The sequence below is a fragment of the Ruegeria sp. BHSA118 genome (assembly GCF_059613405.1).
In genome coordinates, this window is record NZ_JBXWSM010000012.1 from 1 (window position 1) to 14,389 (window position 14,389).

The 14,389-nt window shown below is 57.3% G+C and carries 12 protein-coding genes; 4 read left to right on the plus strand and 8 right to left on the minus strand.

All coding sequences use genetic code 11. The annotated features are described in order from the left end of the window. The 8 genes from AC2FNN_RS05445 to pyrH all read right to left on the minus strand — a co-directional run. Positions 1–997 (minus strand): DUF3772 domain-containing protein (locus tag AC2FNN_RS05445; RefSeq protein WP_496757134.1); only part of this gene is annotated, 997 nt, incomplete at its 3' end. Then, positions 997–2,031 carry a cysteine synthase A gene (locus tag AC2FNN_RS05450; RefSeq protein ID WP_480619234.1) on the minus strand — a complete coding sequence of 345 codons (1,035 nt, stop codon included), beginning with the start codon at positions 2,029–2,031 and terminating at the stop codon, positions 997–999. The genes AC2FNN_RS05450 and AC2FNN_RS05445, both read right to left, overlap by 1 nt. 68 nt (positions 2,032–2,099) lie before the next feature. Further along, the gene (locus AC2FNN_RS05455) at positions 2,100–3,215 is read right to left on the minus strand and encodes an NUDIX domain-containing protein (protein ID WP_496757136.1); all 1,116 of its coding nucleotides are present in this window, start codon (positions 3,213–3,215) and stop codon (positions 2,100–2,102) included. A gap of 27 nt (positions 3,216–3,242) precedes the next feature. After that, entirely contained in the window at positions 3,243–3,683 is a 441-nt protein-coding gene (locus AC2FNN_RS05460) for a TrgA family protein (protein ID WP_496757137.1), read from the minus strand. A gap of 15 nt (positions 3,684–3,698) precedes the next feature. Then, the gene (locus tag AC2FNN_RS05465) at positions 3,699–4,907 is read right to left on the minus strand and encodes a class I SAM-dependent methyltransferase (RefSeq protein ID WP_496757138.1); all 1,209 of its coding nucleotides are present in this window, start codon (positions 4,905–4,907) and stop codon (positions 3,699–3,701) included. A gap of 69 nt (positions 4,908–4,976) precedes the next feature. Next, positions 4,977–6,401 carry a cryptochrome/photolyase family protein gene (locus AC2FNN_RS05470; protein WP_496757140.1) on the minus strand — a complete coding sequence of 475 codons (1,425 nt, stop codon included), beginning with the start codon at positions 6,399–6,401 and terminating at the stop codon, positions 4,977–4,979. A 49-nt stretch (positions 6,402–6,450) separates the two neighbouring features. Then, a complete protein-coding gene (locus AC2FNN_RS05475) occupies positions 6,451–7,677 on the minus strand; it encodes an aminotransferase class V-fold PLP-dependent enzyme (RefSeq protein ID WP_496757141.1) in 1,227 nt (408 codons plus the stop codon). Positions 7,678–7,941: 264 nt separating this feature from the next. Continuing rightward, positions 7,942–8,694: a UMP kinase gene (gene pyrH, locus AC2FNN_RS05480; protein WP_496757142.1), complete on the minus strand. Its 753-nt coding sequence runs from the start codon at positions 8,692–8,694 to the stop codon at positions 7,942–7,944. A gap of 97 nt (positions 8,695–8,791) precedes the next feature. On the opposite strand from pyrH, the gene miaA reads away from it, so the two are divergent. The 4 genes from miaA to AC2FNN_RS05500 all read left to right on the plus strand — a co-directional run bounded on the left by miaA (position 8,792) and on the right by AC2FNN_RS05500 (position 14,365). Further along, positions 8,792–9,685, plus strand: coding sequence for a tRNA (adenosine(37)-N6)-dimethylallyltransferase MiaA (gene miaA / locus AC2FNN_RS05485; protein ID WP_496757144.1), 894 nt, complete (start codon positions 8,792–8,794; stop codon positions 9,683–9,685). A 355-nt stretch (positions 9,686–10,040) separates the two neighbouring features. Beyond that, positions 10,041–11,705, plus strand: coding sequence for an ABC transporter substrate-binding protein (locus tag AC2FNN_RS05490; protein WP_496757145.1), 1,665 nt, complete (start codon positions 10,041–10,043; stop codon positions 11,703–11,705). A 136-nt stretch (positions 11,706–11,841) separates the two neighbouring features. Continuing rightward, a complete protein-coding gene (locus tag AC2FNN_RS05495) occupies positions 11,842–12,888 on the plus strand; it encodes an ABC transporter permease (RefSeq protein ID WP_171632927.1) in 1,047 nt (348 codons plus the stop codon). A gap of 13 nt (positions 12,889–12,901) precedes the next feature. Then, positions 12,902–14,365, plus strand: coding sequence for an ABC transporter permease (locus tag AC2FNN_RS05500; protein ID WP_496757148.1), 1,464 nt, complete (start codon positions 12,902–12,904; stop codon positions 14,363–14,365). Positions 14,366–14,389: the final 24 nt, after the last annotated feature.

Consider the following 14,389-nt stretch of genomic DNA (forward strand, 5'->3'; position numbering starts at 1 on the left):
GCAGAACCAGCACCAGGGCGAGCAGGTCAATATACACGCGCAGTTCAGTGATGCGCGCAGCGGACAGACGTTTGAACCCTTGCGACGCGCCGATCACGTACACCTGGCGACCAATCCAGTCATAGAAAAACACGATCGCTGCCCAATACGGAACATTCTGAAGCAAAAGGCTGCCCCGCAGACCCGGAACGCCGGTGAGGCTGATCGCCGTGACCACGGCCACCACACCGATCCATGGCAACAGAATTCGCAGCAGTGAGATTACGAACGACCAGACCCCCGTCCCGGCCCCGCCGAGCAACCTCAGGTAGTCGCCTCCAAGTTCGGACCACCGTTTTCCAAAAATCAGCAGCACGGCTGAAATGATCAGAAGTATGAAGATTGCGAGACCACGAGCGCGAATTTGTTCGCGCACGACATCTGAACGCAAGTTCGTGATCGTTTCATTTGCCAGGCTTTGAACGGCCTCTTTGACATCCACCCATGCCGGTCCCCAATGCGCCGGGTTGATCGGCGACGGGCCCTGTTCGAAGAACTCTTTTTTCTGCCGCGCGCGAATGATCTGATCAATTTCGCTGATCAACCCGTTCGCACGGCTATACGCCTCTTCGGATATGATGCGCGGCACACGCAGACTGTTGAGCTGATCCTCAAGATGCGTGCGAAGTTTGGCTATGTCTTCAGGCTCGGTCGTGTCCCCTTCGGGTTTGGGACCCAACGCTTTTAACTGGCTTTCCAGCGTCGTAATGCGGTCGGTATTTGCCCCACGAGCCCGATTGAAGTCTTCCCTGTAACCACTTATTTCCGAGCGCAAATTCTCTAGCGCAGCGTCAGAGGCGCGGTTCGCCTCGATAACGGCTTCGGCCCGGTTAGCGGTTTTGACCCAACCTTGGTAATATTCACTTTGCCGATCCGTCAGCTGCGCGACAGCGCTATTCGAAAAGCCGACAAAGCACAGGAATAGCAGGGTCAGAAACAGGCGGACCCGTCCAAGCATCACACGTCCTCGAAAACGCCGGGAATGCTACGCGGTGCCTCGGTCATCCAATCCGGAACCGGAAGCTCTTTTTCACGCAGGAACTCGGGGTTGAACAGCTTGGATTGATACCGTGTGCCATAATCGCACAGGATGGTCACAATGGTATGACCCGGCCCCATTTCCTTGGCCAGGCGCACCGCCCCTGCCATGTTGATTGCGGTCGAGCCGCCCATGACCAGGCCTTCTTCACGCAGAAGATCAAAGATGTAGGGCAGCGCTTCGTTATCGGTGATCTGATAAGAAAAATCCGGCGTGAACCCTTCCAGGTTTTTGGTGATACGCACCTGCCCGATACCTTCGGCGATCGACCCACCTTCCATCGCGATCTCGCCTGTCGTGTAATACGAATACAGGCCAGCCCCCATGGGATCGGCAAGACCGATCTTGACGCCCTTGGGCTGCAAAACCTGGGCCACGCCTGCCAATGTCCCACCCGAACCGACCGCGCTGACGAACCCGTCAACCTTGCCGTCTGTCTGCTCCCAGATCTCGGGCCCCGTGGTTTCCACATGTGCCTGACGATTCGCCACATTGTCGAACTGGTTGGCCCAGATTGCACCATTGGGTTCTGTCTGCGCCAGTTCCTCGGCCAGACGGCGGGAATAGTGCACGAAATTATTGGGGTTGCGATACGGGGCTGCGGGCACCTGAACCAGCTGTGCGCCCGCCAGACGCAGCATATCCTTCTTTTCTTCCGACTGGGTCTCGGGGATAACGATAACCGTTTTGAACCCCATCGACGCACCGACCAGAGCCAGACCAATACCGGTGTTGCCGGCGGTGCCTTCCACGATGGTTCCGCCCGGCTTCAGATCCCCGCGCGCGATGGCATCTTTGATGATAAAAAGAGCAGCACGATCCTTTACCGACTGCCCCGGGTTCATGAACTCGGCTTTGCCAAGAATCTCGCATCCGGTCTCTTCGCTGATGCGGCGCAGCCGGATCAACGGTGTTTTTCCTACTGCGTCAGCAAGATCTCGTGCAATGCGCATGGTCGCCCCTTGTCATTTGGTATCTTCGAAGATTTACAGGCGCACTGCCGGGACCACAAGCGCGATAGTCATGCGCGCAAACGATCCCGATGGCGGGCCAGCCAGTAAGCCAGAGACACCAGCTGCAAATCCTTGAAAAGATGACGGTCTGTCATATCAATGAATTCGTCGAATGGCAGAATCCGACTGCGGATATCTTCACCTTCTATATCAAGGCCACCGGTGATGGTTGTCTGGGTCAAGTTGCCAAGCCCCACATAGAGATAGCTGAAACCCGTGGACGACCCGCTGGAGGAATAGGCCCCGCCGGCGTATTCCAACCTGTCAAATTGAACTCCGGCTTCCTCCATGGCTTCGCGATGTGCCGTCTGTTCCGGCGTTTCGCCGGGGTCGATCATCCCGGCAACCGCTTCCCAAAGCCAGGGCTCTGGATCGTCGATCAAAAACACCGGCGGTCTGAACTGCTCAATCAAAAGCACGGTGTCGCGGATCGGGTCATAGGGCAGAACGGACACGGCGCTGCCCTGCATCAAACCGCCCCGGTGCAGCACGGGGCCCATGCTGCCATCATGTTGCCGGTGCTGAAGGTCTATTTCCTCCATCCCGAAATAGTCGACGTAAACGCGTTCGTGTTGGTGGACAATTACGTCTTCGGCTATGTTCCGCGGATCGCCGGTTCGCCGCTGCCTGGCCATGATCTTTGCCCAGGCACGGGTTTGAATGGCACGGACGCTGCGCGCCATGGTGTTGGGATCGACTTTGCCAAAATAGGCCATTTCTTCTTCGGCAGCGAGCGCCGTAACCTCGCCCAATTTGTCAGCCCAGACCTGCAACGACCACAATTCACCGGGTTGCCACGCGCCCGGGGTCGGGAAAAAGACCTGCGCCTGTGCTTCGCCCCCGTCCTCCAGAACAACCTTCAACGATTTCAGGTCATAGTCGAAGGATCCTTCGTAATAGGCCAGTCTGGCCAGATCATCGGATGACAGGCCCTGCACCAGCAGGCCTTCGGCAGCGGCACCCTTGGCGGGCAGGATCATCGGGAAATCCTGCCGCTGGACCGCGTGAACCGCGTGATCGCACAGCTTGGCAGCGTGAAACGTTATTTCACTCAGCGGACGGCCCAGGACACGCTGCAACAGCGGCAGATACCGCAGCGTTCCATAGAAGAACAAATCAGACAAATTCAATCTCTCTTGTGACGAAACGGTTCAGCGCCATTTGCGGCTGGCCTGTTCGGTGGCCAGACCGGCGACAACGGCGCCAATAGCAAGCGTAACCAGAATTTCGGGATAGATCAGCTGCTTGCCGTAATCGATACCGATCGAAAAAATGGCCATCACAGCTTCAAACGGGCCGCCATATCGATTGCGCATCGCAAGGTCGAACATGCGGTAGCACCCCTGCACGAACAGTGCCCAGAAAATCAGCGAGGCAACGCCGGTCAGGCCATTGTTTATGCCCGCGGTCCAACCACGCCCAGCGCGCTTGCCCATGATTTTCCAGCCGCAGATCGCACCAAGAGCCATGTTCACATAGGTGAAGTAACCATAGTCCTTACCCTCTTCGCCGTTTTCGATAACCATGCCTGAAACAAGAAAGGCCAGCACGACGAGACAAACAGCGGCGATGAGACGCGAGGCAGTGGGCATGTGACGGTCCGTGAGTTAACTTGGTTTTGCTATTGTGATCTGTGTCACATCGCAATTGCCCGTGTCAAAGGCCGCACCGCATGCAGTCAAATAATAATTCCACATGCGGCGGAAACGCTCATCAAACCCCATGTCCGAGATCTGATCCCATTTGTCGTTGAACGTTTCATACCAGCGGCGCAGAGTCAGATCATAGCTTTTCCCGAATTCCTTCGAATGCACGACTTTCAACCCGGCCTGATCGATCTGCTGACGCAGGATGGTCGGCGACGGAAGCATCCCGCCCGGAAAGATATACTTCTGGATGAAATCAACGCCGTTCCTGTAAAAATCCCAGCGGTGATCACCCACCGTGATGATTTGCAAGGTTGCCTGAGCACCGGGCTTCAACCGCTCACGAACGGTTTCGAAATAGACCGGCCAGTATTTCTGACCCACGGCCTCGAACATTTCGATGGAAGCTATGCCGTCATAGACCCCGCGTTCATCCCGATAGTCTTGAAGCTTGAATTCAACCCGATCTGATAAACCTGCTTTTTCAATACGTTCCTTGGCGTACTTGAATTGCTCCTCACTGATGGTCAGGCCGGTGACACGCAAACCTCGTTCCTTTGCGGCATATTCCGCGAAGCCGCCCCAGCCACATCCGATCTCCAGCACATGGTCACCCGGTTTGGCGCCCATCTCATCCACAAGACTTGCGTATTTGGCGATCTGGGCCTTCTCGAGGCTTTCCTGCCCGGTCTCAAAAATCGCGCTGGAATAGGTCATCGTGTCATCCAGCCACGAACTGTAAAATTCGTTACCCAGATCGTAGTGATACGAGATATTCTTCTTGGCTTGCGCCCTGTTGTTTCTGTGCAGCCAGAACCGCAGCCGTTCGTAGGCCTGAACAAGAAACTGGCCTGTGAACCCGTCGTAAACAGTCTCGGTTCCAAGATGCACAAGATCCATGAAAGATCGCAGATCGGGCGTACTCCAATGTCCGTCCAGATACGCATCGGAGAAACCCAGCTCACCTTCGCGGATCAGGCGCGCAAAGACATCGTCGTCGTGAATATCGACCTGCGCCACCGGCCCGGCCTTTGCGCCTTCTGCGCGAAACGTGCGACCGTCGGGTAGTCTGATATCAAGACGCCCGGTTTCCATCCGGTTCAACATTTTAAAGACCTGGGTGAAATATCTGGGCAGGTCTTTTTGCCCTTCGGTCGTCGTCAGGATCATCCGCTCTCCCCTCTGCGGTACGCCTACAAAGCTAGGCGGCGAAATTGTTTCTGGCAAGTTTTCAGTTCCTTAGTGGGGTTTTCGGCTTTCATATGCGCGCAAGGCGCGGGTCCGCCCTTCGGGCAATCCGACTATGGGTTTGGGGTAATCCGCATCCGGACGCAGCCCCCATGAACGCGGGACGGCATCAAAATACGACAAAGCGGTTTGACTGGGTTCGGAGTAACCTTCCGCGATCCAGCGGCGCGTATAATTTCCGTCAGGATCGAATTTCTCGGCTTGCGTCTGGGGATTGAAAATCCGGAAAAACGGGGATGCATCGGGCCCAGATCCAGCAACCCACTGCCAGCCCATGGCATTGCAGGCCGGATCCCAGTCGATCAGACAATCCTCGAACCACTTCATCCCTATTTTCCAATGAGCCATCAGATGCTTGGTCAAATAGCTTGCGACAATCATCCGCGCCCGGTTGTGCATTCGACCTGTCACATACATTTGCCGCAGCCCGGCATCGACAACAGGTATCCCAGTTCTGGCCCGCCGCCACGCAGTGACTTCGGGATGGTCCGGATCGGTATTCCAGGGAAAACTGTCCCATTCCGGCCTCCAGTTGGAAGCCACCAGTTGGGGCGTGTGATACATCAGGTGATACGCAAACTCGCGCCAGACGAGTTGACGTAGAAAGGCATCGGCACCGGGTGTTCCAGTCAACGCGGCCCTTTGGACCATATGCCAGACTGTACGTGGCCCGATTTCACCCAAAGACAGGTATTCCGACAGGTTGGACGTCCCGTCCTGATCCAACCTGTCCCGGTGGCTGGAATAGTGGGAAAGTCGCCCAAGAAACGCCTCGAGGTGATCCAGAGCGGCCTGTTCGCCGGGTTTCACATAAGGGCACAGGACGGCCGCGCCCTTGTACATAGCACGCCCCATCTGCCAAGCGCTCAATTCCTCGGATGCGGGCCAGGAAACAGGGGCCTGCAAGGCGGTAACTGATGTGCAGGGATCAGGCACGTCCCGTCCCTGAACTGCGCGCCACATGGGTGTGAAAACCCTGAACGGATGCCCCGACTTGGTGGCGACAGTCCAGGGTTCGAAAAGAAGATGCCCGGCAAATGACTTTGCGGTCACTCCTTCTTTTGCAAGTTCAGACTTGATTTTCCTGTCACGTTCGATTGAGGCCGGATCGTAAGCGTGGGACCAGAAGACGGAGGTTGCGCCGGTCTCGGCCATGACCTGCTGCACCTGTTCAAGCGCATCGCCGCGTCGGAAAATCAATCGGCTGCCCATATTGACCAGTGACGCTTTGAAAGCCTCCAACCCCAAGCCCAACCGCCACTTCGGCGCGGCCCCCATCTGTTCGACCAGATGGTCATGAATGAATAAAGGTATGACCGGACGGCCGCTTTCGGCCGCCGCAGTCAACGCGGGGTGGTCCGACAGACGTAAATCCCGTCGAAACCACAAAATGATCGGAGCCTGCTGTTGCTTCACAATACGCCCTTGAGGTTTTCAGCTTATACGCACCCTCAAAGGTAGCGGATCACAAAACGCGCTCAAGAGCCTCTAAAAGCTGATCAATTTCCTGCTGCGTGGTGTAATGGGTGAAGCTGACCCTCAATACACCCTGCGCCGGGTCGACGCCCATCGCCCGCAAAGGGCGCACCGCATAGAAATCTCCGCCACCCGCCATGATGCCATATTGCGCCAGTTCCGCCGCAACCGGTTCAGCCGGACGGTTTAACGAAAGCGCGACGGTGGGCGCGCGCCGGTTGGCGTCGGAAGGACCGATCAGGCGCACCGCGTTTCGATCCTTTACCGCATCCAGAACCGGTTGCAGCAACGACACTTCGTGTGATCGCATCAGATCGTGGACAAATACGCCCTGCTCCGCCGCGCCCGTCTCAGGCCCGCCATGGTGGGCGCAAAGCAGCTCAACATAATCCGCCATACCTGCACTGGCCGCAATCTGCGCGTGATCGGGGCCAGCCGGGGTGAATCGCTTGTAAAGGACGTCACAGTTGAAATAATGCGCCTGGTTGGGCAACAGCTCACCCAATGTGCGGCGGATGACCATGCACCCCTGATGCGGGCCATAGGTCTTGTAGGCAGAAAACAAATAGATATCCGGCCCCAGATCGCCAACATTCGGAAATCCGTGCGGGGCATATGATACGCCATCAACGCAGACAAACGCACCCGCTGCATGCGCAATAGCAGTGATCTCGGTGACCGGATTGATCTCGCCCACGACATTAGAACAATGCGGGAAACAGACCAGACGCACTTTTTCGTCCAACATGTTTTCCAGATCCTGAGGGTTCAGCAATCCGGTTTCGGGGTCGATCTGCCATTCCCTCACTTCTATCCCGGCCTCGACCAGACGACGCCATGGGCCAGAATTGGCTTCGTGATCCTGATTGGTCACGACGATTGCCTCGCCGGGCTTCATCCATTGCCGGAACGCCTGCGCCAGAACATAGGTGTTCTGGGTGGTTGAAGGGCCAAAACTCAGCTCATCCGTGTCAACGCCCAGAATGGCAGCCATACGCGCACGCGCCTCGTCCATTTCGGCGCCCGCAAGGTGGCTGGCCTCATATGGGGCGTAAGGCTGAACCTTGCGCTGCGTATAGAACCGCGTCAGCCGGTCGATCACTGGTTTGCAGGTGTAAGACCCACCCGCATTTTCGAAGAACGCCTGCCCTTGCAGGCTGGGTTCTGAAAAGGCCGGGAATTGCGCCCGAACGAAATCGATATCCAGAGAGCTCATGCCTCATTGCTCCTTAGTTGTGCAGTCAGATCAATGAGATGCCCGCGCATGTTTCCGGACATCTCAGAAATCATGGCAGGTCTTCCAGCCCAGCCTGTGCTTGGGCCTTGGGCCAACGAAACACGGGGCAGCCCTTCGCCTTGAAAGGACACCGATACTTAGACAGGGCCGCCCACAACCGTCAAGCGAAAGCAAAACACAAAAGCCCCGGCTCGATGCCGGGGCTTGGAAAGCTTGCGGAATTGTCAGGCGACTCCTCTGGCCTCAACCCTGAACCTTGGTATAGGTCCCCTCGCCCGCGAGAATTCCGCGGAAGCCGCCGGGCTCATCAAGCCCGAATACGATCAGGGGCAGATTGTTGTCGCGTGCCAGTGCGATGGCCGAAGCATCCATGACCCGCAACCGTTTGGCCAGCACGTCATCATAAGTCACGGTATCATAGCGTACGGCATCAGCATGTTCCGCTGGATCTTTGTCATACACGCCATCCACTCCGTTCTTGCCCATGAAGATCGCCTCGCACGCCATTTCGTTGGCGCGCAAGGTGGCTGCGGTGTCTGTCGTGAAATACGGGTTGCCAGTACCGGCGGCGAAGATACAGACCCGCTTTTTCTCGAGGTGCCGAACAGCCCGGCGGCGGATATAGGGTTCGCACACCTCGTCCATGCGAATGGCCGAGATCACACGGGTGAACACTCCGATCTCTTCCAGTGCAGATTGCATCCCCAGCGCGTTCATCACCGTGGCCAACATGCCCATGTAATCCGCCGTGGTCCGTTCCATGCCCTGGGCTGAACCGCTCAGGCCGCGAAAAATGTTTCCGCCGCCGATGACCATGCAAATCTCAACGCCCAGATCGTGAACCGATTTCACTTCTTGCGCGATGCGTTGAACGGTTGGCGGGTGCAAACCGAATCCCTGATCCCCCATCAACGCCTCGCCTGAGATTTTCAACATGACCCGATTGTACTTTGTTTTCGGGGTCTCGGCTGTTTCAGTAGAAGGGGAAAGGCTCATGTTGCGCTCCGGGCTGGCACGGGGTTAATTTCCGGCGCAAAATGAAGCAAAAGCTCCGCAGGTTCAATGCGGTTGGTGAGGATAGAGGCAACCGCACATGACCCGGCGATCAACAGACCTGCTTTTTCGGCAACTGCCGCCTGTTCCCGACGACAGGCCGGTTCTGATTGCGGGGCCTACGGCATCCGGGAAATCAGCGCTGGCGCTGGAGATCGCCGAACGGCATGGCGGAGTTATCGTCAATGCGGATGCAAGCCAGGTTTATGACTGCTGGCGCGTCATCTCGGCCCGGCCAACCGCCCAGGAAGAAGCCCGCGCGCCGCATCTGTTGTACGGGCACGTTGCCTATGATCAGGATTATTCCACCGGCCATTGGCTGCGCGAGGTCCTGCCCCTTCTGAAAGGGCACCAGCGCCCGATCATTGTCGGTGGGACGGGATTGTATTTCTCGGCCCTGACCGAAGGCATGGCCCAAATTCCTGCGACGCCACCCGAAGTTCGGGCCGAGGCGGATCAGATGCCCATGGCAGACCTTCTGGACGGGGTCGATGCAGACACGCTTGCAAAGCTGGACATACACAACCGTGCCCGCGTGCAACGCGCATGGGAGGTGCAGCGCGCCACAGGTCGCAGCCTGTTGTCCTGGCAGGCCGAAACGCCCCCACCGGCACTTCGGCTGAACGAGACCCTGCCGATCGTTTTTGACGTTGATAAAGCGTGGCTGCTGAACAGGATAGAACGCCGTTTTGACCAGATGCTGGAACAGGGTGCAATCGAGGAAGTGCGCGCCATGCAGGGCCGGTTCGACCCCACCCTTCCGGCCTGCAAGGCCATAGGCGTGCCGGAACTCAGGGCATATCTTGACGGCGCGATGACTTTGGATCAGGCGCGCGCGCGCGCAACCATTGCGACGCGGCAATTCGCCAAGCGTCAGCGCACCTGGTTTCGCGCCCGAATGAAGGCCTGGAATCACGTCGATCCCGCTGGGTGACACCCGGCACGTCTGACATTGCACAAGCAAGGTGCCCCACCAGGTCTCGAAGCTTACGAGAACTTAATGATTTACTGCGGTTTCCCTTAACAAACCGGGAAAACAATGGGGAAGTCGGCATCGTTTTGGGCTGCTGGAAGAAATGCGTCTCAACGACTTCAACGGATCGCGAATGTCGTTTTTGTACTTCTTATGACGATTTCGAACATTGACCTTGTCGGAAATCTGGTGCCGAATAACGACATGGGGATGAACAGAGTTCAAAAAACAAAATCCTTCACTCTGGCGACCGCAAGAAACCGGTTCGCGTAGAGCTATAATCAATCAACAAAATCAGTGTCACAGGGAGACATCCATGACGAATACCGTATCCACCGAAGACAAGGTGCACTGGGCGGCAGCGATGCACGCTCAGGAATACCGTGACGGCAAGCTGAGTCGAAGGGAATTCATGACGCGCGCAACCAGTCTTGGGGTTACTGCCGCGGCGGCCTACGGCATGATCGGATTGCCGGCGCCTGCTATGGCCGAAACCGCAAAACAAGATGGCGGCACGCTGCGTGTGCAGATGGAAGTCCGCGCCCTCAAAGACCCACGTACCTATGACTGGTCGCAGATCGCGAACGTGACGCGCGGCACGCTGGAATATCTGGTCGAGTACAACTCGGACGGCTCGTTCCGCGGCATGCTTCTTGAAGGTTGGGAAGTCAACGATGACGCAACCGAATACACTCTGAATGTCCGCCCCGGCGTCAAGTGGAACAACGGTGACGATTTCACGGCTGACGACGTTGCCCGCAACATCGCGCGCTGGTGCGACAAGAGCTCGGAAACCAACTCGATGGCCGGCCGCTTTGCAACCCTGATCGACGCGGATACCGGTCAGGCCGGTGAGGGTGTCATCGAAGTTGTCGACGCAACCACGGTCAAACTGAACCTGCCCAAGCCGGATATCACCCTTATTCCGGGCATGGCCGACTATCCCGGCGCGATTGTACACAGCTCGTTCAGCGAGACTGACCTGCTGAACAATGTGGGAACCGGCCCCTATCTGATGGACGAACTTGAGGTTGGCGTAAAAGCCGTTCTGGTTCGCAACCCGGATCACACCTGGTGGGGTGAAGAAGTGTACGGCCGCCCTGCCCTGGACCGTATCGAGTACATCGACTACGGAACCGACCCATCTGCCTGGCTGGCAGCACTGGAATCCGACGAAGTCGACATGCTGTATGAATCGGTGGGTGAATTCATCGACGTGATGGACGGGCTTGGCTATGTGAAGTCAGAAGTGGTGACTGCCGCGACCATCGTTATTCGCCCCAACCAGCTGGCCGAGATCGACGGACAGAAGCCATATGCGGACAAACGTGTCCGGCAGGCCCTTCAGATGGCCGTAGACAATTCCGTTTGTCTGGAACTGGGCTATGGCGGTCGCGGAGCGCCGGCGGAAAACCATCACGTGGCGCCGCTGCATCCGGAATATGCCGAGCTTCCGCCGCAAAAGGTTGATCCAGCGGCAGCCAAGGCGCTGATGGACGAAGCCGGTTTTGGAGATTTCGAGCACGAGATCATCTCGATCGACGATGACTGGCGTCGCAACACCACAGATGCCGTTGCCGCGCAGTTGCGCGATGCCGGAATCAATGTCAAACGGACCGTTCTGCCGGGCAATACCTTCTGGAACGACTGGGCCAAGTACCCGTTCAGCTCGACCAACTGGAACCCGCGGCCGTTGGGTGTTCAGATTTGGGCGCTTGCTTATCGTACGGGCGAAGCCTGGAACGAGTTCGGCTATGCCAGCCCCGAGTTTGACGCCATTCTGGAAGAGGCGCTGGCCATTGCCGACGCGGACAAGCGTCGGGAAGTCATGGCGCGTGGCGAAGCCCTGTTGCAGGAAGACGGGGTTACCATTCAGCCCTATTGGCGCTCGCTTTATCGCCACATGAAAGAGGGTCTTGTTGGAACCGACATGCATGTGACCTTCGAACACCATCACTACAAGTGGGGCTGGGCTGCCTAAGCACTGCAATCCACACACAAGGGGCGCCTGACACGGGCGCCCCTTTCCAGCCGCAGACTTGCCGACACGGGGTCGGACGTCCGAGGCCAGAAAATGGTCCAATGATCTGCGGAATACCTGAACAACAGGGGCCACCATGGGACTATTCATCCTACGACGGTTCGGAGTGATGCTGCTTACGGCATTATGTCTGACATTCGTCGTCTTTTTCCTGACCAACCTATACCCGAACCTTGAAAAGCTGGCGAAAACGCAGGGCAACCAGCGTATGTCGGATGAGCAGGTCGAAGCCTGGTTGGAAAACCGCGGCTACTTGCAGCCGACGCTCGTGAAATACGGCCAATGGCTGGGCGTGATGCCCGGGTTCCAGAATACCCTGGAAGACGGCCAGTTCGTGGGAACCTGCACAAGGCCCGGTTCGACGGCAGAGGACACGGCAAGATATTGCGGTGTTCTTCAGGGCGATTGGGGATACTCGACCGTTTTCAAGGAAGAGGTCGGAACCATCGTTGGCAAGCGTTTGGGCAATACAGGATACCTGATGTTCTGGGTTCTGGTCCTGATGGTGCCTTCCGCCCTGATCGTTGGTGTTCTGGCCGGGATGCGAGAGGGATCGGCCCTGGATCGATCATTGTCGACCTTCTCGATCGTCACGACAGCGACACCGGAATACGTATCGGGCGTTATCTTCATCGCGATCTTTACCTCGTCCACCGTGGGGCTGAAATGGTTCAAAGGAACCGCGACTCAAGCGATGGAGAACCCGACATTCGAGAACTTCTTTCTGCCGGTTCTCACCATTGCGCTGTACGGTATGGGTTACATCGCCCGGATGACTCGCGCTTCGATGACCGAGGTGATGACGGCGCAATACATCCGAACCGCACGACTGAAGGGTGTTTCATTCCCGAACATCGTCATGAAACACGCCTTGCGCAACGCGTTGATCGCGCCGTTCACGGTTATCATGTTGCAGTTCCCATGGCTGCTGAACGGCGTGGTGATTGTTGAAACCCTGTTCAACTACAAGGGTTTCGGCTGGGCGCTGGTTCAGGCCGCTGGCAACAACGACATCCAGCTTCTGCTGGCGATTTCCGTCGTGTCGGTCTTCGTGGTTCTGATAACGCAGCTGATCTCGGATATCGGCTACGTTTACCTCAACCCGCGCATTCGCATTTCATAAGGAGGGTGAGATTGTGGAACCACTAACCTGGACCGGCTCTATCGCCTTCCTGAACCCGCTGCTGATGATTGCAATGGCGGCACTTTTCCTGTCGATCCTGGTCTGGATCATCGCCAGTATCTTTTTGCCTGAACAGCAGATTGTCGTGAATTCGGATGGATCCGTCAGTTCCGGCGGAGGTGTCCGTGGATTGATCCAGCTTGCGCTGCATTACAGTTTCCTTGCCAGCGTGGGATTGGCCGTGGCTTATCTGGTGCTGGGCATCCTGATGGGCACTGGTGCAGGGATCATCGGCGCCATTTCCCAGCAATTCCTGCCCGTATGGGTCGCGCTGATCATCATGTTCGCCATGTCCATCGCCTTCAAACGACGGTTGGGGTTGTACGGCAAACTGTATGACAGCCCCATCGGAATGATCGGCTTTGGCCTTGTGATGTTCTGGGTCTTTACCGGCATCTTCGGCGCGCTTGATCTGATCGTGACCCATGACCCGCTGACACAGATCTCTGGCATGAAGAACAAAGTGCCGGGAACGCCTCTGCCGAATCTGGAGGACGGCGAGTATGCCTGGTATCTTCTGGGCGGTGACAATCTGGCGCGTGACGTATTCAGCCGGATGGTCAAGGGGGCCTGGGTCGTGGTGCAGATTGCACCGCTGGCAACGATGTTCGCCTTCATGGTCGGCATTACGCTGGGGCTTCCCGCCGGCTACTATGGGGGACGTTTTGATACGTTCCTGTCCTTCCTCGCCAACCTGATCCTCGCCTTCCCGGTGATCCTGCTGTTCTACCTGCTGGTGACGCCAGAGATTGTGGCGACCGGGGTGCCGAACTACATGGCGGCCGTGCTGTTCGTGTTCCCGATCCTGTTCATCGGCGTATTGCTGAATTCACGCTATTACACGCGCCCGAATTTCCGTACACCGTTGCTGATCGGTGTTCTGGGTGTTGCGATCTGGCTGTATCTGTCGCTGATTTCGACCGGTGGCTACATCATCAATACCGACGCCTACCGGATCTGGGGCCTGCCGACCTATCTGGACCTGTTCGATATCCCCGGCGGTATCCTGGTGGTGTTCGTCTCGGTGGTCTTCGTCAACTCGCCCACGGTCTTCCGTATCGTGCGCGGCCTGGCGCTGGACATCAAAACCCGCGATTACGTGGCTGCGGCCCAGACACGCGGCGAAGGGCCGTGGTACATCATGCTTTGGGAAATCCTGCCCAACGCCCGTGGCCCCCTGATCGTCGATTTCTGTCTGCGCATCGGGTACACCACCATTCTTCTGGGGACTTTGGGCTTTTTCGGACTGGGCCTTCCGCCGGAAAGCCCGGACTGGGGATCCACGATCAACGAGGGGCGCAAGCTGCTGTCGATCTACCTGCACCCTGCCCTTCCTCCTGCCTTTGCCCTGCTGTCGCTGGTTCTTGGTCTGAACCTGCTGGCGGACGGTCTTCGCGAGGAAAGCCTGAAGGACTGATGTGATCGAGGCCGGGGGGCCAGC

What these genes read in the sequence shown, in the direction of transcription:
- AC2FNN_RS05475 (WP_496757141.1), bottom strand. Translation starts at nt 7,677, where the DNA reads ATGAGCTCTCTGGATATCGATTTCGTTCGGGCGCAATTCCCGGCCTTT.
- AC2FNN_RS05450 (WP_480619234.1), bottom strand. Translation starts at nt 2,031, where the DNA reads ATGCGCATTGCACGAGATCTTGCTGACGCAGTAGGAAAAACACCGTTG.
- AC2FNN_RS05465 (WP_496757138.1), bottom strand. Translation starts at nt 4,907, where the DNA reads ATGATCCTGACGACGACCGAAGGGCAAAAAGACCTGCCCAGATATTTC.
- pyrH (WP_496757142.1), bottom strand. Translation starts at nt 8,694, where the DNA reads ATGAGCCTTTCCCCTTCTACTGAAACAGCCGAGACCCCGAAAACAAAG.
- miaA (WP_496757144.1), top strand. Translation starts at nt 8,792, where the DNA reads ATGACCCGGCGATCAACAGACCTGCTTTTTCGGCAACTGCCGCCTGTT.
- AC2FNN_RS05460 (WP_496757137.1), bottom strand. Translation starts at nt 3,683, where the DNA reads ATGCCCACTGCCTCGCGTCTCATCGCCGCTGTTTGTCTCGTCGTGCTG.
- AC2FNN_RS05495 (WP_171632927.1), top strand. Translation starts at nt 11,842, where the DNA reads ATGGGACTATTCATCCTACGACGGTTCGGAGTGATGCTGCTTACGGCA.
- AC2FNN_RS05490 (WP_496757145.1), top strand. Translation starts at nt 10,041, where the DNA reads ATGACGAATACCGTATCCACCGAAGACAAGGTGCACTGGGCGGCAGCG.